This is a genomic window from Turicibacter sp. (assembly GCF_017941855.1).
Classification (GTDB): Bacteria; Bacillota_I; Bacilli_A; order MOL361; family Turicibacteraceae; genus Turicibacter; species Turicibacter sanguinis.
In genome coordinates this window covers 16280-42418 of sequence record NZ_JAGAVR010000019.1, presented here as the reverse complement: position 1 = coordinate 42418, position 26139 = coordinate 16280, and the positions used below count along the sequence as shown (strand labels likewise).

Here is a 26139-nt window from a genome sequence, read left to right as displayed (position 1 = left end):
TTATCAACCTTGGCATCTGCGTTATGTTGGCGTAGAGGTGGCTTCTGAAATTTATGAAAATGATTGGGTATTAGAAGATTATATTTTAACCTATGGCTTACTCGATCAATGAGCATGAGTTTATCTCATGCTTTTTTTATTTCAAAATCAGGAAATAGTTTGCACTGAAAATTATGTCGGGAAATAAAGGTCGTTTGCTGGCGAATGAGAATAATGTCGGGAAATAGTTTGTCGATTGAAAGGGGTTGCAGAAGTTGTCGGGAAATATGCTTTTCTAAGAGAAAAGCGCAAAAAAAGAGATAGGATCGTTTCAAGATTCTATCTTTTTTTCGTTGTATTTGAGGGTTAATATATAAGTCTAGATAAGTTTTTCACAATTGAAAAACGTTTAACTGGTTTTTTAAACGGTATAGGATGACTCTTGGTGAGAGGGTTGGTTCCCCTATAGTTTGTCTTAGTATCCAAAGAGCTTAAATGTTAAGTCTGATTATTAAAATATTGATAGACTATGAAAGAGTCGTTAGGAATAAAGTTAAACAGGAATTTATTTTGGAGAGGAGTATTGAGGGTGAAAACGATTAAAATTTGTGTGGGAAGTTCATGCCATTTGAAAGGATCGTATGAAGTGATTCAGATTTTTCAATCGCTGATTGAAAAGCATCAGCTACAAGAAGTGTTGGAATTAAGAGCTGCTTTTTGTTTAGGTCATTGCACGGAGGCGGTCTCTGTTATGGGACCGAATGAAGAAGTATTGGCGGTTTCTCCTGATGATGCAGAGAAACTATTTGAAGCAGTGATTAAACCACAATTAGGAAAGGAGTGAGAGGATGGGGGTTATTAGTTTTTCAGAAGCAAATTGTAAAAATTGTTACGCCTGTGTTCGAGCCTGTCCGGTCCAATCGATTAAGATTAAAAATGAGCAAGCGATTATTATGGAAGAACGATGTATTGCATGTGGATTATGTTTAAAGGCTTGTCCTAAAAATGTGAAGAAGATTGAAACTGAATTAGAAAAAGTTAAGCAATTTATAAAATCGGGCCAATCAGTTGTTGTCTCATTAGCTCCAACCGCTTTTGGTGTTTTTAAAAATCAGGGACATAAATTAGTTGCAGCGCTAAAGAAATTAGGTGTCTCGCATGTAGAGGAAACGGTAGTTGGAGCAGAAGTCGTAACTCAAGTCTATGAAACGTATCAGCATTTTCATTTAGATAAGTGTTATATTACGAGTTGCTGTGCCTCTGTTAATTTATTAATTGAAAAACATTATCCTAAAGTAATCCCGCATTTGATTCCAGTCATTACCCCGTTAATGGCACATGCTAGAATGTTAAAATTGAAGTATGGGCAAGATGTCAAGGTGGTTTTTGTGGGGCCGTGTTTAGCCAAGAAAATCGAAGGTGAGGAGGAAGAAAGTATTTCTGCAGTACTAACGATACAAGAATTAAAGCAATGGTTTAATGAAGCGGGAATTAAATTAAATGAACTTGAAGAAGTCCCATTAGATGATGGGGTGGTGAGTCAACGAACGTATCCTATGGTGGGTGGCATGAGTAAGTGCTTCAATGAAAAAGATAAAAAAATTGAAATTGTATCCGTTGATGGAATTCGTGATTGTATTGAAGTGATTGAAGGAATTGAACGAGGAGAGTTTAAAAATATTTTCTTTGAAATGAGTGCTTGTCACCATAGTTGTCTTGGGGGACCTGCTATTGGAGAAGAATGTGAAAATATCTTTAATCGTAAAATGCGAATTAAAGATTATGCGAGGCAAACTCAGCCTCTACATGAGATGAGTGAAGGCGGACGTTTGCCTCTTATTAATCTCAATCGAGTGTTTAAAAATCAATATTCTCCGATTATTCAACCAAGTGAAAAAGAAATTGAGTTAATTTTAAATAATATAGGCAAGTATTCTTCAATGGATGAGTTGAATTGTGGAAGTTGCGGGTATCCAACGTGCCGACAAAAAGCAATTGCGGTTTATAATCATATGGCGGAACCGACGATGTGCTTGCCATATATGAAGCATAAGGCTGAAACTTATTCGCATGTTATTTTTGATGTGACACCGAGTATTATTTTAGTAGTGGATAAGAGCTTAACGATTATTGATTTTAATCCAGCAGCAGAACGTTTTTTTGAAGTGAAGAAAGATCAGGCGATTGATTTGCCAGTTTCAATCTTTTTAGATGAAGCCTCTTTTTCAAGTGTTATTGAGTCAAAAAGCGATCTATTAGGGCATCGTTTAAGCTTAAATGAAAACAAAACGATCGTGATTCAAAGTATTATTTGGATTGAGCAGCAAGAAGTGATGTTATGTATCTTACATGATATGACGAGTGAGATGGCACACGAGTTAAAAATGCAGCATTTAAAAATTAACGCCATTGATATGGCCCAACAAGTTATTAATAAGCAGATGATTGTTGCACAAGAAATTGCCAGTTTATTAGGGGAGACGACAGCAGAAACGAAAGTGACGTTAACTCGTTTAAAACGATTGATTCAAGAAGATGAGGGAGGATTATCATGAGTTTTTTTATTGATTTCTCCTGGGGAAGTTTAAATAAAGTGGGCGAGGAATTGTGCGGTGATAAAGTTGAATTTTTTCGAACTCATGATAGTGTGATTGCGGTATTATCAGATGGGCTTGGTAGCGGGGTTAAGGCGAATATTTTAGCCACTTTAAGTTCAAAAATTGCTATTACGATGTTAAAAGCTGGCTTATCAATTGATGAAGTGGTGGATACAATGGTTCATACGTTGCCGGTTTGTCAGGTTCGGAAGCTAGCGTATTCAACCTTAACCATTGTTAAGATTAATCAAGATGATCAAGTCTATGTGGTAGAAATTGATAATCCGAGTTTGTTTTTTTGGCGAGATGGTGAAATTTTAAAAGTTAAGGCTGAGGAGCGTGTCATTAACCAGCGGAAAATTAAAGAAAGTACTTTTAAACTTCAAGAAAACGATACATTAGTTTTAATTAGTGATGGAGTGGTTCATGCTGGAGTTGGAACGATTTTAAATTTAGGCTGGGGCTGGCATGAGGTTTCTTATTTTTTGGAATCAGTTGTCAATGAGAAGCTGTCAGCTCGTGAAATTACTAATCTATTAATTGAAGCGTGTGATGATTTATATGGTGGCAATCCCGGGGATGATACAACGGTTGTCAGTTTAAAGGTGATTAAACCGAAATGGGCGACATTATTCGCAGGACCTCCACAAAACAAAGAACAAGACCAAGAAGTCGTCCAAGCCTTAATGGAGAGTGTGGGTAAAAAAATTGTGTGTGGAGGAACAGCCGCTCATATTGTCGCTCGTGCGATTGGCGAAGAGGTAGAGACAAGTTTTTATTATATTGACTCCCACATCCCACCGATTGCTCACATTAAAGGAATTGATTTAGTCACAGAAGGAGTTTTAACGATTAAAGGAGCTGTTGAAATTTTAAAAGAAATTAAACTCTCTTCCAATTTTGAGTTATTATCCGAAAAACATGGCGCAGCACTACTCGCAAAAATGCTATTTGAAGACTGTACGCATATCCGATTATTAATTGGGCGAGCGATTAATGCCGCACATCAAAATCCTGATTTTCCAAAAGAGTTAAGCATTAAGTTACGCGTCTTAGAAGAGTTAGAAGATATTTTAACGCAACTTGGAAAAGTAGTCGAAATGGTTTATTACTAAAAAGAGGAATCCAGCAAGGATTCCTCTTTTATTTAGTCAGTTGTTCTAAAAATTCAGATTCATTTAAAATTTGAATGGCTTGACCTTTGTAAATAAGTTCAATCGCCTTTTTTAATTTAGTGCTCATTTCGTGAGGTTGAAGCTCATACACGGCAGGATGAGACACAATTAAGAAATCTGTTTTACGTGTTACCGATGATCCAACTGTTCCACCGAGTTGAGAAATCAGTTGAATGGCACTAAGGCGTGACATTGATTTTAAGGTTCCCGTAAATACAACGGTTTTATGTTTGAATACATCAGATTTTGATGAGATAAAAGGGAGAGGGGAAGGAGTAAAATTGCGTTTTGAAGTCACCGTCTTTTTTAATTTTTTAGCAGGGATATAGCCAGCATCGTGAAGTGTACCCAGTTTTAGCCCTGCCATTTGACAAAGTTCTTCTAAATCAGCACATTGTAACTCTTCTTGCATTTTCAATACGATATTGGCACAGGCATGAGCATCAGCACTCGCATGGTGATGATTAAATTCGAGTCCTAAATGATGATTAACCGTGTTTAATTTGGCATTTTCTAAATGAGGAAAGAAATTTCTTGATAAAATCATCGTACAACCATAACGACAATTTGGGTAAGGGATGTGGTAAGCATCTAATGTATGACGTAATACACTTAAATCAAAGGCTGCATTATGTGCCATGATGATGTTATTAGTGAAATAGGGAAGTAGCTCTGGCCAAAGTTGGTCGAAAGTTTTAGCATTTTTGACATCAGAGGCGCGAATGCCATGAATCGAAATATTAATCGGAGCAAAGCGAAGTTCGTTTGGTTTGATTAGGTAGTATTTTTGTTCAATAATTTGATTATTTTTAACAACGGTTAATCCAATCGAACACGCGCTGTCACGTTTTTCATTTGCTGTCTCAAAATCTATTGCAATAAAATTCATTCTCAATCTCCTTAAGCAGTATTTCTTTTATTATAACGTGAAGAGATAAATGCGGATAGAGGCTATTTTAAACAAAATAAGTGAACATTTTTTAAAAAGACATTAAAAATGGTTTTGTTTACCAAAAAATGACATCTTTCATTTCGTCGGATTTGCTAGAATAAACTTACTATCTTCTTCATATAAATGTATCAATCAAGTACATGATGGAGGCGTTTTAATGAAGGAGTTTAAACAAGTGGGAGAGATTCAATCACTTGGAAATCAAGAGCTAATTTTAGCAAAATCAAACCTTAAGCAAGGCTATTTTTATAAAATTAAGAAGCGAGCTCAATCTCAACAATCTCAGACACATTATGTGTTGATTATTGATGGTTCAAAGTCATCTAAACAGCACTTTCATGACATCAAAAAAGCTTTAAAATGGGGATTAAAGTTTATCACTACCCATCCCAAACATCGCCTTTCACTCATTGTTTTCGAAGGGAAAAAGGAGATGAAATGGTTATTAAAAGAGGTTCAGGCCGAAGAATTGAGGCAACAGTTTGCGGATATTGAGGACGCTATTCATCATGTCTTGAGTCATTATCGGTATGCTAGTTTAATCAATGTGTTAGAGAGTGTGATGCGACAACTTGATTTTTCAATCGCGACTCAATTTATTGTTTTTTCAAGTCAAACATTTCAGTTAATGGAATATGAGATGGATTTAAAGTCATCACGTTTTCTAAAAGTGGCGACTTTGTTAAATCAGCATTCTGTTAGACTCGATATTTTAAGCTTCAATGAATGGATTCCATTGAATTTTAAGAAATGGTTAGAAGAGTTGAATCAAATGGGACAGATTCATTACTGCTTAAAAAAAAGTGATTCTATGTTTTATTTGAAAAGAATAATGAAAAATCAACGGCTGACCATTTTGCTTGAATCAGGGGAAATTTTTTTATGTCGAAAAGGAGAGCGGATTTACACAACTGAACCATTAGCCCTTGAGGTCATGGATGATGAAGTGATTGTGGCATTTAAACAGCCCTTGCAGATAAGTGATTCAATTTTAGGACGAGAGGCATCTTCATTACAAGACGTGGTGAAGGAATTTTATAATCAATTTGCGATTTATTTATTACGTTCTAAATCCATTTCACAAGCTAGTGAATTATTAGCGATTCATCAAGGTGAGATCCTCTCAAAAAGTATAAAAGAAGGATGTACTGATTCTGAAGTGTTAGAGAGTATGAGATGCCTTGCCAATTATCAATCCTTAAAAAAGGAAAGTTCACTTTCAGTTTTGAACCTATTGGAGTGTGTGATGACAGATGAAGCGTCCTCTTTGCTTTGGAATCGACATCAACCCTATGAGAATGTAACCCCAAAGATTCAAGCAGAGGAGGAAGACTTGGCCTTTTTACCAAGTTCTGTTGATTTTTTTGAAGTGGTTGATTGGATTTTTTCAAATACGAAATTAAATGTTAGCTTGAAAGTAAAAGTAGAGGGATTTGTTGAAGAGTTAACGACTGGTTTGAAAGTGGAGGCGTATCAATTTAAAACCTATACGATTTTACTAGATGGAATTTTAAGAGTTGAAGAGATTTATTGTGTCTTATCGCCAGCATTAAAGAAGCGTTGTAAAGAGCTAAAGTTGATCAAAAAAGTGCTGTATACGTTTAATCAAGAAATTTGTGTGATTAATTTAAAAAAACTTCCCATTACACACCATCTGATTTATGAAAGATACACGCCCTTAGAAGTGAGTCAGATGATTTATGAGGTGGAGCGTTTAAAATGTTGGCAAGGCTTATTAAAAGAAATGTTATTAAGAAGAAAACGTCAACTCTTCACAACGCAACGACTCCAAGAAGATGCTAGGTGCTTAATTAAAAGGCGATATCATATAACGGATTCAGGTCTTTATGTTCCGAGGGGAAAGAAGGAGAGTCCTCGGCTTGAGACAGAGTATTATTTAGCTCGCGTCGTGGAATGGAAAGCGATGGAGTTTAAAAAAGAAGCAGAGAAACGTCTGGCTTATGAGTATCTGATGAATCGAGCTTCGACTGAAGAGACTTCTTTAGAGGTTATTTTAATGGATGAGTTGAAACGTGTGAGTGAGAGACGAAAAAATTTACAAGAACAAGTGAATTTAATTCGATTAAGCGTTTCACTTCAAAAGGTTGATTTTTTTAAATGGGATGAACAGAAGGTGTTACCAAAAACTCAGATGGATTCCGTTTTTAAAATAAATACTATCTTAAGGGGGAACATGATGGTTTCAACTAAGCAATTATTGAGTTTGAAGGTGTGTGAAAATGCGTATACTGTATTAGTAAGATGTCCTGTTTCATCGTCAGGGCAAGAATGTTAGGGTAGTAAGGAATTAGGAGGATGGATGAAATGAATTCAAAAAAGAAATGGCTTATTGGGGTATTGGTTGCAGTCATTAATACGGCTTTGATTTTAGCGTATGTTGGATATCGCTACTATGAGTATTCTAAAGCTGAGGAACTCGTAATGGCGTATGAATCCGTAGCTTTTCCAAATATTTTTATTAACGATATTGATGTTTCAGAATTGACACAAGAAAAAATTGTGGAGGTTATTGAAAAAGAACTTGGAAATTTTGGACAAAGAAAAATGACTGTCGTGGTGGGGGATCAAACATTTGAACGTTCTTTGGAAGATTTTAATGTGACTTTTAATCAAGATATTGAATCATTTTCGAAAAAAATCATCGAAATTGGGAAAGATTTAGAGATTATGGAACAGGCAAGTCAAATTCAAGAACCGATGCTATATGAGTTTGAAATTGGATATAACTATGATCAAGACGCGCTAGAAAATTGGGTAAAGTCTATCGAAGAAGCTTGTTATGTTGAAAAGGTAGAACCCATTTTTGAAATGGTGTACTATGGTTCTTTTCAAATTGAAGAAGGAAGTGATGGACAGCTGATTTCAGGAGAACAGCTATTAGAGCAATTAACAGAACAACTGAAGACGATTTCAAAAGAACCCATTTATATTGAAGTCACGCCATTGATTAATCCAAGGGAAACGGATATAGAGTTATTAAAAACGATTGATACGAAAATTTCAACGTACTCATCAACTTACCCGGCAGGAATTCCAAGAGCAAAGAATGTTGAATTAGCAGCTAGTAAAGTGAATAAAACGTTATTGATGCCAAATGATGAGTTTTCATATGCAGAGAAAGTGTCACCGGTTGATGCAGCTCATGGATATGTTGACGCAACCATCTTTTTAAATGGAAAGGCTGTCCCTGGAATTGGGGGAGGGATTTGCCAAGTGTCTTCAACGCTATACAATACACAATTAGAGGCAGGGATTATTGCGACTGAACGCCGAAATCATAGCTTATCAGTTAATTATGTGCCACTTGGGCAGGATGCAACAATGGCAGATAATGCGATTGATTTAAAATTTATTAATACGTTAGATTATCCAATTTATATTAATGTCATGGCTGAATATGGGACGTTAACTGTTGAGTTTTGGTCTAATTCAGAAGCGTTAAAGGGGATCACATATAAACCAAAAACGATTGTATCGGAAGGGGGACTTCGTGCCGATACAACGCTTTATGGGTACAATGCAGATGGAGAAGTTGTTTTTGAACAATTTCTACATACAAGTAAATATAAACCACATCAATAAGAAAAGGAGCCAACGGCTCCTTTTCTTATTTTAATTTTTTTAAATTCATAATGAAGGCTTCATCTGGATCGATGTAGATTGTTTTTTGATTTTCATAGGTGACTAATCCTAAATGTGCAGCTGGAATTTTTTTAACATGACGAACGCGTGTGTAGTCAATTGGAACGCTTGATGAGAGACGTCCTTTTGAGAAGTAAGCGGCGAGTTGCGCCGCTGTTCGAATGGTTGTTTCAGAAAGTTCATCTGCATCACTACGAACTAAAACGTGAGATCCAGGCATATCTTTCGCATGGAACCACCACTCATGGCGACGAGCCAGTTTATGTGTCAGATAATCATTTTGTAAATTGTTTTTTCCAACGTAAATTTCAACGTCATCTGATGATAAGTATTTTTCGATACTTGGCTTTCCATTTGATTTTCGTTTTTTTGTTTGGCGTTTGCGTAAATAACCGGCATTTTCAAGCTCTTCTTTAATTTCGTAAGCATCTTTTAATGAGGCGGTTTCGATTTGGATTAACAGTGTTTCAAAGTATGAAATTTCAACTTCGGTTAATTCGATTTGCTCTAAAATATAGTTTACAGCATTTTTAGCTTTGTTATATTTTTGGAAATATTTTTGGGCATTATCGGAAGCCGATAGCATCGGTTCTAATTGAATATCCATCGGTTCTAGATGTTCTGAATAGAAATTTTGAACACGTATTGTGCTTGAACCACGATCAATTTGATAAAGATTAGCTAAAATTAATTCACCTTGAATTTTATACTGATCTGCTTTTTCAGACTGAATTAATTCCTCGTTTAATTTATTTAATTTCTTTATATTTTTATCGTATTCCTGTTTAATAAATCGTTCAATGTCAAAGAATTGTTGTTTAATTCGATCCCGTTCATCTTTTCCAAAATAGAAGCGATCAAACATATCAAAAAGTGTTTCACAAGGTATGAGTTGTGCTTCAAGATGGTAAAGGGGAATTAAATAGAAAGATTCTTTTTCACCAATCATGACGTGAGGACTTGGCTTTAATTTAATTTCTTGCATCACATTTTGGAAGGCGTTGAATAAATCAGTCACTTTCTCAGAGTTAGATCGATAAATGATTTCGCGCGCAATAAGAGGAGAAAGGCCAGCAAAGTGGGCGACTAACTGTTTATCATAACGTTCATCGGGATTCATAAGCTCTTCAAATTGTTTCGCATTGACTTCAAATGGATCCCGTTTATTTTGTGTGGGTGGTAAAATATAGGTCGCCCCAGGTTGTAAAGAACGATAGCGGTTCACCAATGGAGAGATATGCTTAATCGTATCTAAAATACGATGATTTGCATCCGTTAAGATTAAATTGCTGTGTTTTCCCATAATTTCGATATAGAGGAACTTAATCATTTGATCCCCAAGTTCGTTCATATGACGAATCGTAAATTTAATAATACGATCGTCATTAACTTGTTCGATGTGATAAATAATCCCACCCTCTAAATGTTTACGTAAGAACATACAAAACATTGGTGGTTCATCCGGATATTGATAATCTGATTTGGTTAGTTGAAGTCGTGCATAAGTTGAGTGCGTTGAAAATAGTAATTTTTGATTTTTTCCACCGGCACGAATTTGCATTAAAATTTCATGATTGGATAATTGATAAATTTTATTGATACGTCCAGCTACTAATTGCTCTTTTAGCGTATTAGCGACCGTCTTTGTCATGAGTCCGTCAAAAGCCATTAAAACATCACCTCGTTAAACATATTGATTTATGAAAAGTATATCATTTTTTTAAAAGCATAGACATAAAAACAAGTGAAATTTCTAATAATAAACTTATTGTGGTTTTAATTTTATAAAAGATGTCTAAAATGATTTATAAAGATTTGCGTGGAATTTATGACAAAAAAATTATTGAGCTATTTTATTTTATTTCAATTCATGCTATGATAGTGAAATGAAAGTTTAAGGAGAAGTGAATGCATGAGATTAGTAGAAAAAGGCGTACTAATAGTCATATCAGGTCCTAGTGGCGTTGGAAAAGGAACTGTGCGCGCATCAATATTCGAACAAGAAAACCATAACTTGGAATACTCGATTTCAATGACAACAAGAAAGCCACGTGTTGGAGAACAGAATGGTGTGGATTATTTCTTCGTAGAAAAAGAAGAGTTTTTAGATAGAATTGATCAAGGTCAATTACTTGAGTGGGCAGAGTTCGTAGGGAACTACTATGGGACACCACTTGATTATGTAAACCAAAAATTAGATGAAGGAAAAGATGTTGTACTTGAAATTGAAGTACAAGGTGCCCTTCAAGTTAAAAATGTAAAACCAGATGCATGCTTTATTTTTATTGCTCCTCCAAGTATGGATGAACTTCGTAATCGTATCATGACGCGTGGTACGGAAGCGATGGATGTAATCAATAAACGTATGCAAAAAGCAGAAGCTGAAATTGGATTAGCTCACGAGTATGATTATATTGTGATTAATGACACGGTTGAAAATGCTCGCGATCGAATTATGGCGATTATTGAAGCTGAACACTCACGTAGTAATCGTGTTTTAGAATATTATAATAAAAATATTGTGGAGGTTGAATAATTATGTCAGGAATGCGTTATCCATCAATTGATAAATTATTAGATAAAGTCGATTCAAAGTATAAAATTGCTTATATTGCAGCAAAACGTGCTCGCCAAATCGTTGATGAAAACCAATCACAATTAGATTATGTTGATGGGTTACCAACAGCAAAATGTGCAAAACCAGTTGGGGTTGCTTTAGAAGAAATTCTTTATGATGTTGTTGATTTCGAGTTAAAAGAAGAATAGACCTTAGCTTTCGCTAAGGTTTTTTTGTTTGTGGGGCCCCCACACGTTTTAATTCCACCATTGGTGGGGCGGGCCCCCACACGTTTTAATTCCACCATTGGTGGGGCAGGCCCCAGTAGTGCAAAGCACAGTCCTCAATCACTGGGCGCACATGTTAAATAGTTCTCTCTTTCGAGAGATTAGGGTCTCCTTATTGGTAATGTTAGTATCAATTGAATTTAAATACCAAGTGTGATTACAAAACAATGAATTACATGTTGGTTTATATATTGAAGTTAAGGTGATGTGGTATAATATAATATTAAAAATGGCTAAGGGAGGTTATGAATTTGATTGCAGAAGTCGTGGTCGATATTAAAAACAAAGCGGTTAATAAAATATTTGATTATGAAGTTCCCTTAGAGTTAGAAACAATCATTCAACCAGGTGTGCGTGTGTTAGTCCCTTTTGGACCCAGAACGATTATGGGATTTGTCATTTCATTAAAAGAGAGCACACAATTAGAAAAAGTGAGACCGATTAAAGAGTTGATTGATGTGGTCCCGGTTTTAAATGAAGAGTTAAGAACGCTTGGACTTTCATTAAGTAAGGAAACTGGCAGTACGATGATTCAATGTTTTGAAGCCATGATTCCCAATGCAATGCGGGCGAAATATAAAAAGAAGTTGGTTCGCTTAACGGAGCATTTATCACCAAGTCTTGATGCATTATTTCAAACATCAAAAATATTAGATTATGAGGCAATCCCTAAAACGTACTGGCGTGATATCAAACAAGCTATTGAGCATCGTGAAGTCGAATTAGTCTACGAAGTGAAGGATAAGCTTGGGAAAAAAGTGACGAAGTATTTGATGCTCACTGCATCCGATATCGATTCTAATGCGTTTAATCGAGCGGTTAAGCAAAAGATGGTGATTGAGTATTTATTGCAATCTAAAATGCCAGTGCAAAAGCAATCACTGATCGAATCGCTTCATGTTTCAAGTGCAATTGTGAAGTCGTTAGTAGATAAAGGAGTGGTAAAAGAGATTGAGGTGGAGGATTATCGAGATCCTTTTGCTTCGCAAACTCATGAAGTGACGACGGCATTGACCTTAAATGATGAGCAACAATTGGCAGTAGATACTGTTGTAAAAGCTTGTGCCTCGCATTCCTCTGAGGTCTTTTTATTACATGGAATTACGGGAAGTGGGAAAACAGAAGTGTATCTTCAAATGATTGAAAATGTGATTAAAAAGGGGCAGCAGGCGATTATGTTAGTGCCTGAAATTGCGCTAACACCGCAAATTGCATCACGCTTTAAAAGTCGTTTTCAAAATCGAGTGGCTGTTTTGCATAGTGCACTTTCAATGGGCGAAAAGTATGATGAATGGCGTAAAATTTTAAAACAAGAAGTTCAAATTGTGGTTGGCGCCCGTTCTGCTATTTTTGCGCCGTTTCAAGAGATTGGGATTATTATTGTTGATGAAGAACATGAAGCCACGTATAAACAGGAAGAATCACCACGTTATCATGCGATTGAAGTAGCCAAGCAAAGAGCAAAAATACATCAGTGTCCTGTCGTTTTAGGGAGTGCGACGCCTTCTTTAGAGTCATTTGCCAGAGCTCAAAAGGGTGTTTATCAGTTATTGACTTTGTCAAAACGAGCGGTTAAAACTGCAACTTTACCGCGGGTTGAACTCATTGATATGAGGGAACAAAAAACAGAAGCTGAGACCTTTATTTTAAGTGATCGTTTACAAGAAGCCATTCGTGATCGTCTTGAAAAAAATCAACAAGTTGTCTTGCTTTTAAATCGACGAGGGTATTCAAACTTTATGCAATGTCGTGAATGCGGTGAAGTGGTTAATTGCCCAAATTGTGATGTATCAATGACTTATCATAAACCCAACCATCGTTTAAAATGTCATTATTGTGGCTATGAAACACCTGTCTTAAACCGTTGCCCAGCTTGTCAAAGTGAAGAATTACGATTTTTTGGGCTTGGAACACAAAAAGTAGAGGAATATTTAAGTGCCCAATTTGAAGGAGCGCGAATTATGCGAATGGATGTGGATACGACGTCGAAAAAAGGATCACATCAAGAACTTATTGCGGCCTTTGAAAAGAAAGAAGCGGATATTTTAATTGGAACACAAATGGTTGGTAAGGGGTTGGATTTTCCTGATGTGACACTCGTTGGTGTATTAGCGGCGGATTTAATGTTGCATTTATCAGATTTTAAAGCAGCGGAGCGAACGTTTCAATTACTAACTCAGGTCGCAGGACGAGCGGGTCGTCATGAATTAGAAGGAGAAGTTTTAATTCAAACGTACAGTCCTGATCATTATGTTATGCAATGTGTCGTTAATCAAAATTATCATGCTTTTTACGAACAAGAGATGATGATGCGTCGTCGATTCGGGTATCCGCCGTATTTTTATTTAGCAAGTGTCATGTTAAGCAGTGAAGATTACAATGCCTTAATTTTAGCGTGTGATAAAGTTAATCAATATTTGCGAACTCACTTAGGAGGGAGTTGTGCTATTATTGGTCCAACCATGCCCTATGTGGGAAGATTAAATCAACGTTTTAGAATGTACTTTATGATTAAATATAAAAGAGAACCGATGCTTCATCAAATTTTAGGTCAATTATTAGTCTATTTTAGTGAAGATGTCGTGAGTTTGAGCTTAGATTATTATCCAAATCAGTTTAATTAATCAAAAAATGATGAAAGAAGGTAGTAAAATACCTTTAGATATGGTAATAATATTTAGAGTCTATGTTTATCGTTTATACAACATGAGAAGTAGTTACTTTAAAATCGAGTTAGGGAGCATCTCGTTTTAAAGTCATAAGAGGAGGAACACCATGACACGTGTCGTATTTATGGGAACACCTGATTTTTCAGTCCCGGTATTAGAAACTATCATCCGTGAAGGATATGAAGTAGTTGGAGTGGTTACTCAACCCGACCGACCAGTTGGACGTAAGCGAATCCTAACGCCAACGCCTGTTAAACAAAAAGCAATGGAACACGGTATCCCTGTTTTTCAACCAGAGAAAATTAAAGAAGATTATGATCAAGTCTTAGCGTGGAATCCAGATTTAATTGTGACAGCTGCTTTTGGACAGATTATTCCAAAAATTTTACTAGATGCACCAAAACATGGATGCATTAATGTTCATGCCTCATTATTACCGAAATATCGTGGTGGAGCCCCTATTCATAAGGCCATTATTGATGGTGAAACTGAAACGGGTGTCACAATCATGTATATGGATGTTAAAATGGATACAGGGGACATGATTAGTAAAGTAGTTGTTCCAATTGGTGAAAAAGACCATACAGGAAGTATGTTCGAAAAATTAAGTGTAGCGGGAGCAGAGCTTTTAAAAGAAACTTTACCTAAACTTTTAGCAGGTGAAATTGAAGCAACGCCTCAAAATCATGAAGAAGCAACGTTTGCTTGGAACATTAAACGTGAAGATGAACGTATCGACTGGTATAAACCAGCGACGACATTATATAATCAAGTTCGTGGACTTCATCCATGGCCAGTTGCCTTTACTCAATTGGACGATTTAGCCGTTAAAATTTGGTGGGCAGAACCGAATAATCATTTATATGATGCAGAACCTGGAACGATTGTTAAAGTCGAAAAAGATGGAATTGTTGTTGCATGTGGTGATCATGCAGGGTTAAAAATTACAGATATCCAAATTTCAGGTAAAAAACGCATGGATGTAGCGAGCCTTTTAAACGGCTCTCATCCAATTGAAGTTGGAAAGAAATTTAATTAATTATTGGAGGTATGACTCATGTCTAAAACTTACGTAGGACAAACAGACTACTCAAAAGAAACAAATCCGATTGCAACAATTGAAATGGAAAATGGTTCAATCATGAAAATTGAATTATATCCAGAGGTAGCACCTCAATCAGTTTATAACTTTATTTCATTAGCAAATAGCGGGTTTTATAATGGAGTGATTTTCCACCGTGTTATTCGTAGCTTTATGATTCAAGGGGGAGACCCTCAAGGTCTTGGAATTGGTGGACCTGGATATTGCATCACAGGTGAATTCAAATCTAATGGATTTGATAATCCGGTAAAACATGAACGTGGTGTTATTTCTATGGCTCGTACAAACGTTCCAAACTCTGCAGGATCACAATTCTTTATTATGCATAAAGATTCTCCACACTTAGATGGAAGCTATGCAGCATTTGGTAAAGTCATTGAAGGAATCGATGTGGTGGATCAAATTGCGAGTGTTGAATGTAACCACTTAGATCAACCTGTTATTGGACAAATGATGAAATCAGTATCTGTAGATACTAAAGGGGTAGAATACCCAGAACCAACAAAATTATAAAAAAATGGGGGCTAACTCAGACATTTGTTTGAGTTAGTTTTTTAATTTAGAGAGGAGTTTAGCATTCTAAACGTTTCGATGATGGTCTCAAAGTAGGAAGAGTTAAAATAGGTTGATGTCAATCAATTAGATTTAAAGATTGTCGGTTAGACTAATCGTAGTGAGTGAGACTTATCCCCATTGGATTTAAAAAGAGGAGATGAATGCAGTCCTGTTGATTTAAATAAAGAAAGAATTTGACGGAATCCATTTGAATAGATGATTATCTCTATAAAAGGGACATACTTTAAAAAAATCTGATGAGCGAACACCTAGGTGATAGGAGAACTAGCGAGAAGTCATAATTTTAAGAGCATATAAGTTGGGGATAAAAGGTTAGTATGTTAAAATAGAATAGATAGATAATCTACCTAAAAACTTCTTATTTAATGGAGGAGAGATCGATTTATGGAAAGCTTAAAGCTTGCTGAAAATGTTTATTGGCTTGGTGTTCAAGACCATGATCTTGAAGTATTCGATGTTGTCATGGAAACAAAATACGGGACATCTTATAACTCTTATTTTGTAAAAGGAGAAGAAAAGGTCGCTTTATTTGATACAGTGAAAGCGCCTTATTTCGACGACTATTTAAAAAAGATTGAAGGATTAGTATCAATTGATAAAATTGATTATTTAATTGTTCATCATACAGAGCCTGATCATGCTGGATCAATTGAAAAGTTAATTAAATTAAATCCTAATTTGACTATTATTGCATCAGCTGTAGCGATTCGTTATTTACGCAATATCGTAAACATTGATTTTAAATCACAAGCGGTTAAAATGAATGATGAATTAGATTTAGGCGGACGTACCTTAAAATTCATTTCAGCACCAAACTTACATTGGCCAGATACGATTTATAGCTACTTAGTAGAAGAAGAAATCTTATTTACTTGTGATTCATTTGGTAGTCACTATGCCTTTGATGAAGTGTTAATGTCAAAATTACCAGCCTCAAAAAATGAGGACTACATGGATGCCTTATTAAATTACTATAATCCAATTTTCGCTCCATTTAAAACCTATGTTTTAAAAGCGATTGCCTCACTTTCAAACTATAAAATAAAAATGATTTGTCCAGGACATGGTCCAGTACTTGATGCTCGAATTGAAGAAATTATGAACATTTATAAAGAATGGTCAACTGAAAACTTCTCAATGGATAAATTAGTTGTCATTCCATTCACATCTGCTTATGGATATACAAAAATCATGGCCGAAACGATTAAAGAAGGAATTTTAATGGTAAATCCTTCGGTAGAAGTTCGTTTATATGATTTAGATATTAAAAGCTATCCTGAATTAAAAGAACAATTATTACAAGATTTATATCAAGCAGATGCGATTGCAATTGGAGCAACGACTATTAATAAAGATGCGGTTCCAATTATTTGGGATGTGTTAACAGCGATGAATCCAGTGACTCATGGTGGAAAATTCGGAGCGGCATTCGGTTCTTACGGATGGAGTGGAGAAGCCGTGGATAACGTTCATGCTCGTTTAACACAATTAAAATTAAAAATGATTGATCCAGTTAAGTTATGCTTTAAACCAGATGAAGAAAAATTAGTCGATGTTTTAAAGTTAGGAAAAGCAATCGGACGTAGTTTATCAGAAGGAAAATTAGTTTGTGATTTAGATTAAGGGAAAAAACAGCCGTTGGCTGTTTTTTTATCGTTAGTGGTTATTAAAGGATTCATATGTTATAATGGAAAAAAATGAAAGTGGTGATGAAGTGAGTGAAATGGTGAATCAAGCAGAAGGGATTGGTTTTGTTAATCAGCGATTGACTGTTACGTCATTAAAATTAATTGCGATTTTGGCAATGTTTATCGATCATTTTGCAGCGATTGTTTTAACTAGTTTACAATCTGTTTATGGACAAAGTTTGGAGTCGTTTTTTTGGTTTCAACTCGTGATTATTTTAATGCGTCTCATCGGTCGAATTGCTTTTCCAATTTTTGCGTATTTAATTGTGAATGGATTTTATCATACCTCAAATAAGAAGAAATATTTTTTGCGATTAGCTCTTTTTGCAGTTATTTCAGAGCCGTTTTTTGATTTTGGAATTTCGGGTTCTTTTGTTGATATGAGTCATCAAAATGTTTTCTTTACACTAGGACTGGGGTTATTAGCCATTTGGGGATACGATCATATTTCAAGAGATGAAAGTAAAAATTTTATCCCTGGATTGTTTATTGTAGCGCTTGGATTTTTAGCACAAATGATGCAAACAGATTATGGTTTTTATGGGATTATGACGATTTTTGTGATGTATTTATGCTTTGATAATTTTAAGCGATTAAGTCTTATGCTCATCATTTTAAATGTGTTACTCTATGGTGGCCAACTGAGTGTGATAACTTCTTTGATGAGTGATCATCTAGGCAATGGTTATGAAGTAGGTCTTCAAGTCATCTATTTTCTCATGTGTAACGCTCAGTTATTTAGCCTGTTTTCTTTGATCTTTTTAAAAGACTATAATGGGCAAAAAGGAAGACCATTTAATAAATACATGTTTTACGTGTTCTATCCTGTTCATTTATTTTTACTCGGATTACTCGTTTTAGGGTTACAAACATTCATTTATTAAAAAGGTTAGCTCAAAAGAGAGCTAACCTTTTTAATCTTCGTCACTACAAACACAAAAAGAATGTTGTAATTGGATATATTCTTCATTGCTAAGGTTTTTTAGATACTGATTCAGATGTTCCTCACAACAGAAAATACCAAATTTTGTCGTCATTGAGTGATTGTTAAGCGGTTGATGACAGTATTTACAAGTTTTATTCATAAAAAACATCCTTTTCTTATTAGATTGGTTTTAGTATTAGTATATATCTATTTATTATAAAAATAATTAGAGAATATGGTGTTTTTATTGAGTTTTTTCATAAAAAAAGATGATACTAAGGACAGTTAGTGTCAACTTATTTTATAAAACTCGTCGAGAAAACGAATTATTTTGCTTTTCTCTAAAATTGGCTCATGTTATAATATATTGACTTTAAAAGGAAAGTAAGTGATGAAATGTTAGCAGGAAAAATTCATGAAATGAAAGTGGAGCGTCAAACACCACTTGGTTATACATTAACACTTGATGGAGAAGAATACTTTTTACATCAAGCAGAGGTAACGCGTCCATTAGAAGAAGGCCAAATGGTCGAGGTATTTGTTTATTACGATTCAAAGAAACGTTTAACAGCCACCATGCATGAACCAAAAGTGACGACTGAACAGTTTGGATGGTGTGAAGTTGTAAGTGTTCGTGATGAATTAGGAATTTTCGTCGATATCGGAATTAATAAACAAATTTTAATTGCTCCATCAGATTTACCAATTTACAAACATTTATGGCCTCAAGTTGGAGATTATGTTTATTGTTATTTAAAAGAATCGTTGTCAAATTATTTATTTGCGATTATTGCTCGTCCATCTGAATTTGGTGGGGTAAAACATGAAGCGCCTCAATCATTACACGGTAAAAAAATTAAAGCTCGTGTTATCCGTACTGGAAAAGTTGGGACAAATGTCATCACAGAAGAAGGATACATGGGATTCATTCATGAAAGTGAACGTCGTGAAGAACCACGTTTAGGTGAAATGATTGAAGGGCGCGTTGTTCGTGTCAAAGAAAATGGAGAGTTAAATATCTCTTTAATTCCACAAAAAGAGTTTGCTATTGTTGAGGATGCAGATGTGATCATGGAGTATTTAATGTCACGTCGTGGAGCGATGCCATTTTATGATAAATCAGAACCAGATGATATTCGTCGCGTTTTTAAAATGAGCAAGGCATCATTTAAGCGAGCTTTAGGAACGTTAATGAAACAAGGAAAAGTGTACCAAGAAGAAGGATGGACCTATTTAAAGGAAGATAATGAACAATAAAATAGCAACGGAGTGTACAGTCAATGAATTTTATTAAAAACGAAGTTTTGTCGGTGAAGATTAAAAACTTATCTATTATGTTAATTGGAAATTTATTAATCGTTCTAGCTATTAATATGTTTATAACACCAGCCAATTTATATACTGGGGGTCTGACAGGGATTGCTCAGTTAATTATTGAGTTTTTAAGCGCTGGATTAGGCATAGAATTGAGTCTAGGGACCCTTGTATTTGTCTTTAATATTCCGATTTTATATCTAGCTTGGCGATCAATTGGAAAACGATTTGCCGTTTTAAGTATGGTAGCAGTTGTGATTCAATCTGTCATGCTTGAAATGGTCCCTATTGGACAATTTTCTGAAGATATCCTATTAAACGCAGTATTTGGTGGAGTTTTAGTAGGTGCTGGAATTGGAATGATTTTAAAGATTGGTGGTTCAACTGGTGGGATGGATATTATTTTTCAATATATTTCAATGAAATATGATGGATCTTTTGGAAAATATTCATTTAGTATTAATGCTATTATTATCCTGATTGCGGGCTTAACACAAAGTTGGGAAACGGCTCTTTATACAATTATTTGTATTTACATTACTTCTGTTGTTGTTGATCGAATTCATACGATTCATCAGAATTTAACACTTTATATCGTGACGACGAAAGAGGAAGAAATGATTGAAACCATTTTAAAACATCTTTATCGAGGAATTACGGTACTTGAGGGTCGAGGTGCCTATACGAAAAATAATAAGAGTGTGTTGATGCTTGTTTTATCAAGTTATGAGTTATATGAAGTTTTAGCTATCATTAAGTCTGTTGACGAACATTCATTTACGAATGTGGTCAGAAGTGAGATGATCCAAGGAAACTTTGTTAAAAAGAAAATTTAATAAGAGCTTTTTTAAAAAAACATATCTGTGAGGCGTTGCAGCGCAGATATGTTTTTTTCTTTCTGTTACCGGGATTTTTTTAGTCTATTTTAAATGGATAAAAATAGCAAAAAAAACGATGAATTAAACATTTAAAGTTACTAATAAAAATGTTATAATTTCTCAAGGTTAAATGAATTATCCATTTTGAGGTGAGAGACAAAATGGAGTTGGAGGATATGAGGTATGGATATTTTGACATCAGAGCGATTTAAAAAAGAACTTAAAAGCTTGGCGATTATTTCTGTAGGAACCATTTTATTTGCTATTGGAATTAACTGGTTTATCAATCCATCTGGGTTATACGTGGGTGGGGTAACTGGTATTTCGCAGCTGGTTAGTCGAATTTTATATAGTACTTTAGGGATTAAAATTAATTTAGGGCTTTTAATTTGGTCAATTAACGTTCCTTTATTATTATTAGCGTATAAATTTATTGGAAAAAGATTTACTTATCATACGCTATATACCGTTACGTTCTTAACCATTTGTTTGAATGTTATTCCTGAAAAAACATTTTCTGAAGATGTTTTATTAAATATTGTAGTTGGAGGGATGATTTATGCCCTTGGTAGTGGAACCATTTTAAAATATGGTGGTTCGACTGGAGGACTAGATATTTTATCCCAATATTTATCAATGAAAAAACAAGGTTCATTTGGACAATATTCATTTTATGTTAACTGTATTATTATTACCATTGCAGGATTTTTACAAGGGTGGGAAATTGCACTATATACCATTTTACTTATGTTTGTTCAAATGCAAATGGTTGATCGCATTCATACTCCACACAAAAGTTATACTGTCTTTATTGTTACGACGAAGCAAGATGAAGTTATTCAAACATTGCAAGCAAGACTTGGACGTGGAATTACGATTATTAATGCAGAGGGAGCTTATACCCACACGAATCGTAGTTTGTTAATGATGGTTGTTTCAAGTTATGAATTATATATTGCCCTTCAGTTATTAAATGAAGTGGATCCGCATTCTTTTACAAATGTCTTACAAAGTTCACAAGTCCAAGGAAACTTTGGCCGTAAAATTGTTGATAAGGCACAATAAACAAAAAAGCTGTTTCTAAATTGAAACAGCTTTTTTATTTTAATATTAGGGAAATTCCTAAAGGAAGAGTGAAAAGTAGAGGAAATAACAGATGAATTTTAATAGATTATGTTATAATATAAAGTGACAAATTATAATTACATCACGGTGGTTGAGAACGGAGTGGTATTATGGCAAATGCCCGTGAATTGGCTTTGCAGACATTAACAGATATTTTAATTAATGGTGCTTATAGCAATCATGCTCTAAATGAGCAGATTGAAAAAAGTGACTTAACCATTCAGGATAAAAATTTTATGACGGAATTGGTTTACGGAACTTTACAGCATCAGCAACTATTGAATTTTTATGCAACTCCTTTTTTTAATGGAAAAGTTAAAGGGTGGATTCGCATTTTGATACAAATGACACTCTATCAAATTCTTTATTTAGATAGTGTTCCTGAGCATGCTGCCATTTCTGAAGCTGTTAATATTGCTAAAAAGCGTGGTGGTCAATTTAACGGTAAATTGGTGAATGCTATTTTACGTGAAATGATGCGTAACCCTTTGTCTAATTTACAAGAAATTGAAGATGATGCCGAGCGTTTAGCAACGAAGACGTCACATCCTCTTTGGTTAATTAAGCTTTGGATAAAGCAATTTGGAATGGAAAAAACAGAACAAATGGCCAATGCAAACAATGAGCGAGTAAATGTAACAATTCGTGTTAATGGTGTTAAAGGAAAGAAAGAAGAACTAAAACAAAAACTTGAAGAAGAAGGAATTCAGTGTCGAGATGGATTTTTAAGTCCAGATGCACTGGTCATTACAAAAGGGAATGTCATTAAGACAAAAGCTTTTGAACAAGGATGGTTTTATGTTCAAGATGAATCTTCGATGCTAGTGGCGAGAGCTTTAAAGCCAAAACATCACACGAAAGTGTTAGATACCTGTTCAGCTCCAGGTGGGAAAACGACTCATGTCGCTGAAATGATGCGCCAGACGGGAATGGTTTATGCTCATGATATTTATCCTCATAAAATTAAATTGATTGAGGATAATGTGAAAAGATTGGGGCTTAAAAATGTTGTAGTGAATTTACAAGATGCAACAAAGTTGACAGAATGTTATCCATCGGAAAGCTTTGATTCTGTTTTAGTTGATGCTCCTTGTTCAGGACTTGGAATTTTAAGAAGACATCCTGAAGTTAAAATAACAAAGAAACCTGAAGATTTAGATGGTGTGATGGCAATCCAAAAAGAAATTTTGAAGACAGTGGCTTCATTGGTGAAATATGGTGGAACTTTATTGTATAGTACTTGCACAGTCAATCGTAAAGAAAATGATAAAATGGTTGAATGGTTTTTACGCGAGCATCCTGAGTTTAAATTAGATCAAACATTAGTGGAGCGTTTACCTGAAGTTTTAAACGAACAAGCAAGTACTGGAATGGTTCAATTATTTCCCGGGGATTATCAAACGGATGGCTTCTTTATTGCTTGTTTAAAACGAGAAATTTTGTGATTATAAATGAGACTTTTAAACGATAATAAGACTAGGTCATTCATCGTTCAATTAAAAGAGTTCTAAAAGATAGAAATGGTGGTGCTATTATGGAGAAGAAATCCATTTATAGTTTAGATATACAAGATTGGCAGAATTGGTTACAAGAGCAAAAACAACCTAAATTTCGTGCTAATCAAATTTTTGACTGGTTATTTAAAAAAAGAGTGACTTCAATTGATGAAATGAGTAACTTACCAAAGGATTTAAAGGGGTTAATGCAAGAGTCTTTTGATGTCACAACATTAAAAGAGCGAAAAAAACAAGTGGCAAGTGATGGGACCACAAAGTTTTTATTTGAATTGTCTGATGGAGACTTAATTGAAACAGTTTTAATGAGACATAAATACGGGTGTTCGGTATGTGTTACAACACAGGTTGGATGTCGTATTGGGTGTAAGTTTTGTGCTTCAACCTTGAGTGGATTAAAGCGAAATTTACAAGCAGGTGAAATTGTGGCACAGGTTTTACGTGTGCAACAATATTTAGATGAATCACAGGAGCGTGTGAGCCATATTGTGGTGATGGGAATTGGAGAACCGTTTGAAAATTATGAGAATCTAACAAAGTTTATTGAAATTATTAATAGTGAAAAAGGTTTGAATATTGGATCACGTCATATCACCGTTTCGACGAGTGGAATTGTTCCTAAAATTTATAATTTTGCCGATCAACATCCGCAAGTATCGTTTGCTGTCTCTTTACATGCCCCGACAGATGAGCTACGCACCCAATTAATGCCGATTAATCGTGCTTATCCATTAGAAAAACTAATGGAAGCCGTCAAGTATTATATTAAACAAACTAATCGACGTATTACATTTGAGTACGGATTAATTAAAAATGTGAATGATACGGTAGAATGTGCTAATCAGTTAGCAGATTTAGTCGGAAGATTAAATTGTCACATTAATTTGATTCCAGTTAATTATGTTCCAGAACGAGGATTTGATCGTACACCAATTGAGCATATTGAAAAATTTGAACAAACGTTGAAAAAACGTGGGGTTAATGTAACAGTCAGAAGAGAGCTAGGTAGTGATATTGATGCAGCATGTGGACAGTTAAGAGCTAAGGAGGGAGCTTTAGAATAATGTTGGACCGAATGTGTTATAAGACTGATGTTGGAAAAGTAAGACCACACAATGAAGATGCCGTGACTATTTATCAAAATCCATTTTGTACCGTTATGGTGGTTGCAGATGGAATGGGGGGGCATGAAGCAGGAGAAGTTGCAAGTGAGATGGTCATTAAAGTTGTGGAACATTCCTTTAATGAAACACTTTCATTTGATGATTCAGAAGATTTACGTAAGTGGATTAAATTAGTTTTGCATCAAATTAATCAAGATATTTTGCAGTACATTGAGCAGCAACATATTTCTCATGGTATGGGAACGACAGTAATTGTAACGGTTATAACGAAGTCTTTTATTGCATTTGCTCATGCCGGGGATAGTAGAGCGTATGTATTAGCACACCAAGGTTTAAGACAGATCACAAAAGATCATACCTTTGTTCGAAAGCTTGTTGAAGAAGGAAAATTATCTGAACAAGAAGCAAAAACACACCCGCATCGTAATATTATTATGAATGCATTAGGAGTTAACAAAGATTTGAAGTTTGATTATTTAGTATTAGAAAATTATGATCTGAAGGCTATTTTATTATGTACAGATGGTCTGACTTCACTTGTTGAGGATAGGGATATCGAAAAAGTTCTTAAAAATCCTCTATCAACGAATGAGAAAGTTAATACATTAATTCAAATGGCAAATGAAAATGGAGGTACTGATAATATATCAGTTGCTTTATATGAGTGCTTTGAAGGGAGTTGCTCTAGATGATAATCGGTACAACGATTAATTCAAGATATGATATTAAAATGTTAATTGGAGACGGCGGAATGGCTAATGTTTATTTAGCCTATGATCGAACGTTAAAACGTCATGTTGCGATTAAAATGTTACGTTATGAGTTATCAAAAGACGAACGATTTATTAAGCGATTTAAACGTGAATCATCTCAGGTGATTAACTTAGATCATCCTAACATTGTTCATGTTTATAATGTTGGCGATTATAAACAGCAACCTTTTATTGTGATGGAATATGTAAAAGGGAAAACATTAAAAGATTATTTGCGTGAAAATGGAGCATTAAGTCCAGAAGTTGCTGTTCATTTAATGAAACAACTTGCAGAAGGGGTTCTTTACGCTCATGAAAATAATATTATTCATCGTGATTTGAAAACTCAAAATATTATGATTACAGATGATCAAATTATAAAAATTACGGATTTTGGTATTGCTTTATCAAGTAACGAAGCGGATATTACCCAAACCAATACGATCATGGGATCTGTTCATTATTTAGCGCCAGAACTTGCAAGAGGAAATTTAGCAACTGAACGTTCTGATATTTATGCATTAGGAATTATTTTGTTTGAATTGTTGACAGGAGATGTTCCATTTAAAGGTGAAGGAGCCGTTAATATCGCACTTCAGCATTTAGAAACTGAGATGCCGTCTCTTAAAGATGTGATACCGGAATTACCGAATAGTTTAGATAATATTATCCATCGTGCCACTGCTAAGCTACCAAGTGAACGATATCAAAGTGTTGAAGAATTGTTACGTGAATTAAATTCTGCACTTGCATCAGATCGTGTGGATGAACCGTTACAATCTGAAGTGATTAAAGAGATGGAGTTAGAAAAAACGATGGTGATGCCTGATTTAAATAAGGAGGTATCAGAAGAAATGGCGAAAAAGAAAAAAACCAAAAAACAAAAGAAATTTGGCGTTTTAAATACAGCGTTATTGAGTGCTTATACGGTGTTTTTATTAATGGCAATGTTCTTCTATTACATTATCATTTATGAGCCATCTCATTATAAAGCGGAAGAAGTTAGAATACCAGATGTTGCCTCAATGACTATTGATGAAGCTGAAAGTGAATTAAAATCAATTGGATTAAAAAGCGCAAAAGTTATTTATATTGAAGATTCTAGTTATACAGAAGGTGATGTGTTTAAAACATCTCCTGCCATTGGAACGCGTGTTAAAGTAAAATCAGATGTAACGTTATACGTGGCGAAAAAGCCGAGTCGTTCAACAACAAGTAGTTCAACTCAATAAAAATGAAAATGGTCAGTGAAAACTGGCCAT

22 protein-coding genes are annotated in these 26139 nt (G+C 34.9%); 19 read left to right on the top strand and 3 right to left on the bottom strand.

The features are described from left to right. The first annotated feature begins 568 nt into the window (after positions 1 to 568). The 3 genes from J6D32_RS03600 to J6D32_RS03590 are packed head-to-tail and all read left to right on the top strand — an operon-like array spanning position 569 to position 3691. Positions 569 to 823, top strand: coding sequence for a (2Fe-2S) ferredoxin domain-containing protein (locus J6D32_RS03600; protein ID WP_006784033.1), 255 nt, complete (start codon positions 569 to 571; stop codon positions 821 to 823). A 4-nt stretch (positions 824 to 827) separates the two neighbouring features. Beyond that, the gene (locus J6D32_RS03595; RefSeq protein ID WP_287467288.1) at positions 828 to 2534 is read left to right on the top strand and encodes a [Fe-Fe] hydrogenase large subunit C-terminal domain-containing protein; all 1707 of its coding nucleotides are present in this window, start codon (positions 828 to 830) and stop codon (positions 2532 to 2534) included. After that, positions 2531 to 3691 carry a SpoIIE family protein phosphatase gene (locus J6D32_RS03590; RefSeq protein ID WP_287467286.1) on the top strand — a complete coding sequence of 387 codons (1161 nt, stop codon included), beginning with the start codon at positions 2531 to 2533 and terminating at the stop codon, positions 3689 to 3691. The genes J6D32_RS03595 and J6D32_RS03590 overlap by 4 nt, the downstream gene beginning before the upstream one ends. A 28-nt stretch (positions 3692 to 3719) precedes the next feature. Here J6D32_RS03590 and J6D32_RS03585 read toward each other — a convergent pair whose 3' ends face one another. Further along, positions 3720 to 4640 (bottom strand): exonuclease domain-containing protein, encoded by a 921-nt coding sequence (locus tag J6D32_RS03585; protein ID WP_006784036.1) that lies wholly within the window; start codon positions 4638 to 4640, stop codon positions 3720 to 3722. Between the two features lie 220 nt (positions 4641 to 4860). Between J6D32_RS03585 and J6D32_RS03580 the strand changes: the two genes are divergently transcribed. Together J6D32_RS03580 and J6D32_RS03575 are read left to right on the top strand one after the other, a co-directional pair. Beyond that, the gene (locus J6D32_RS03580) at positions 4861 to 6999 is read left to right on the top strand and encodes a hypothetical protein (RefSeq protein WP_287467285.1); all 2139 of its coding nucleotides are present in this window, start codon (positions 4861 to 4863) and stop codon (positions 6997 to 6999) included. Between the two features lie 29 nt (positions 7000 to 7028). Then, positions 7029 to 8306, top strand: a complete 1278-nt coding sequence (locus tag J6D32_RS03575; RefSeq protein ID WP_006784038.1) for a VanW family protein — start codon at positions 7029 to 7031, stop codon at positions 8304 to 8306. A 25-nt stretch (positions 8307 to 8331) separates the two neighbouring features. Here the strand turns inward: J6D32_RS03575 and J6D32_RS03570 are convergent, their stop codons facing one another. Further along, the gene (locus J6D32_RS03570; protein ID WP_006784039.1) at positions 8332 to 10035 is read right to left on the bottom strand and encodes an Rqc2 family fibronectin-binding protein; all 1704 of its coding nucleotides are present in this window, start codon (positions 10033 to 10035) and stop codon (positions 8332 to 8334) included. Positions 10036 to 10278: 243 nt separating this feature from the next. Here J6D32_RS03570 and gmk point away from each other — a divergent pair, with 243 nt between their 5' ends. The 7 genes from gmk to J6D32_RS03535 all read left to right on the top strand — a co-directional run bounded on the left by gmk (position 10279) and on the right by J6D32_RS03535 (position 18129). Further along, entirely contained in the window at positions 10279 to 10902 is a 624-nt protein-coding gene (gene gmk / locus J6D32_RS03565; protein ID WP_006784040.1) for a guanylate kinase, read from the top strand. Positions 10903 to 10904: 2 nt separating this feature from the next. Further along, positions 10905 to 11132 carry a DNA-directed RNA polymerase subunit omega gene (gene rpoZ, locus J6D32_RS03560; RefSeq protein WP_006784041.1) on the top strand — a complete coding sequence of 76 codons (228 nt, stop codon included), beginning with the start codon at positions 10905 to 10907 and terminating at the stop codon, positions 11130 to 11132. Between the two features lie 323 nt (positions 11133 to 11455). Further along, entirely contained in the window at positions 11456 to 13834 is a 2379-nt protein-coding gene (gene priA / locus J6D32_RS03555; protein ID WP_039930913.1) for a primosomal protein N', read from the top strand. Positions 13835 to 13985: 151 nt separating this feature from the next. After that, a complete protein-coding gene (fmt, locus tag J6D32_RS03550) occupies positions 13986 to 14918 on the top strand; it encodes a methionyl-tRNA formyltransferase (protein ID WP_006784043.1) in 933 nt (310 codons plus the stop codon). 18 nt (positions 14919 to 14936) lie between these two features. Then, entirely contained in the window at positions 14937 to 15494 is a 558-nt protein-coding gene (locus J6D32_RS03545; RefSeq protein ID WP_006784044.1) for a peptidylprolyl isomerase, read from the top strand. 447 nt (positions 15495 to 15941) lie between these two features. Further along, positions 15942 to 17180, top strand: a complete 1239-nt coding sequence (locus J6D32_RS03540) for an FprA family A-type flavoprotein (RefSeq protein WP_006784045.1) — start codon at positions 15942 to 15944, stop codon at positions 17178 to 17180. 64 nt (positions 17181 to 17244) lie between these two features. Next, the gene (locus tag J6D32_RS03535) at positions 17245 to 18129 is read left to right on the top strand and encodes a TraX family protein (RefSeq protein ID WP_006784046.1); all 885 of its coding nucleotides are present in this window, start codon (positions 17245 to 17247) and stop codon (positions 18127 to 18129) included. Between the two features lie 30 nt (positions 18130 to 18159). Here the strand turns inward: J6D32_RS03535 and J6D32_RS03530 are convergent, their stop codons facing one another. Continuing rightward, on the bottom strand, positions 18160 to 18330 hold the full coding sequence (locus J6D32_RS03530) for a hypothetical protein (protein ID WP_006784047.1): 171 nt from the start codon (positions 18328 to 18330) through the stop codon (positions 18160 to 18162). A 236-nt stretch (positions 18331 to 18566) separates the two neighbouring features. Between J6D32_RS03530 and J6D32_RS03525 the strand changes: the two genes are divergently transcribed. The 7 genes from J6D32_RS03525 (at position 18567) to pknB (ending at position 26109) form a co-directional block, all read left to right on the top strand. Continuing rightward, positions 18567 to 19427 carry a CvfB family protein gene (locus J6D32_RS03525; RefSeq protein WP_006784048.1) on the top strand — a complete coding sequence of 287 codons (861 nt, stop codon included), beginning with the start codon at positions 18567 to 18569 and terminating at the stop codon, positions 19425 to 19427. 23 nt (positions 19428 to 19450) lie between these two features. Next, on the top strand, positions 19451 to 20320 hold the full coding sequence (locus tag J6D32_RS03520; protein WP_006784049.1) for a YitT family protein: 870 nt from the start codon (positions 19451 to 19453) through the stop codon (positions 20318 to 20320). Positions 20321 to 20545: 225 nt separating this feature from the next. Then, positions 20546 to 21427: a YitT family protein gene (locus tag J6D32_RS03515; protein ID WP_006784050.1), complete on the top strand. Its 882-nt coding sequence runs from the start codon at positions 20546 to 20548 to the stop codon at positions 21425 to 21427. Between the two features lie 170 nt (positions 21428 to 21597). Continuing rightward, positions 21598 to 22932 (top strand): 16S rRNA (cytosine(967)-C(5))-methyltransferase RsmB, encoded by a 1335-nt coding sequence (gene rsmB / locus J6D32_RS03510; RefSeq protein WP_287467284.1) that lies wholly within the window; start codon positions 21598 to 21600, stop codon positions 22930 to 22932. Positions 22933 to 23021: 89 nt separating this feature from the next. Beyond that, complete coding sequence (gene rlmN, locus J6D32_RS03505) at positions 23022 to 24065, top strand: dual-specificity RNA methyltransferase RlmN (RefSeq protein WP_006784052.1); 1044 nt, start codon at positions 23022 to 23024, stop codon at positions 24063 to 24065. Beyond that, the gene (locus tag J6D32_RS03500; RefSeq protein WP_006784053.1) at positions 24065 to 24817 is read left to right on the top strand and encodes a Stp1/IreP family PP2C-type Ser/Thr phosphatase; all 753 of its coding nucleotides are present in this window, start codon (positions 24065 to 24067) and stop codon (positions 24815 to 24817) included. The genes rlmN and J6D32_RS03500 overlap by 1 nt, the downstream gene beginning before the upstream one ends. Then, positions 24814 to 26109 carry a Stk1 family PASTA domain-containing Ser/Thr kinase gene (gene pknB, locus J6D32_RS03495; protein WP_129821287.1) on the top strand — a complete coding sequence of 432 codons (1296 nt, stop codon included), beginning with the start codon at positions 24814 to 24816 and terminating at the stop codon, positions 26107 to 26109. The genes J6D32_RS03500 and pknB overlap by 4 nt, the downstream gene beginning before the upstream one ends. Positions 26110 to 26139 lie beyond the last annotated feature (30 nt).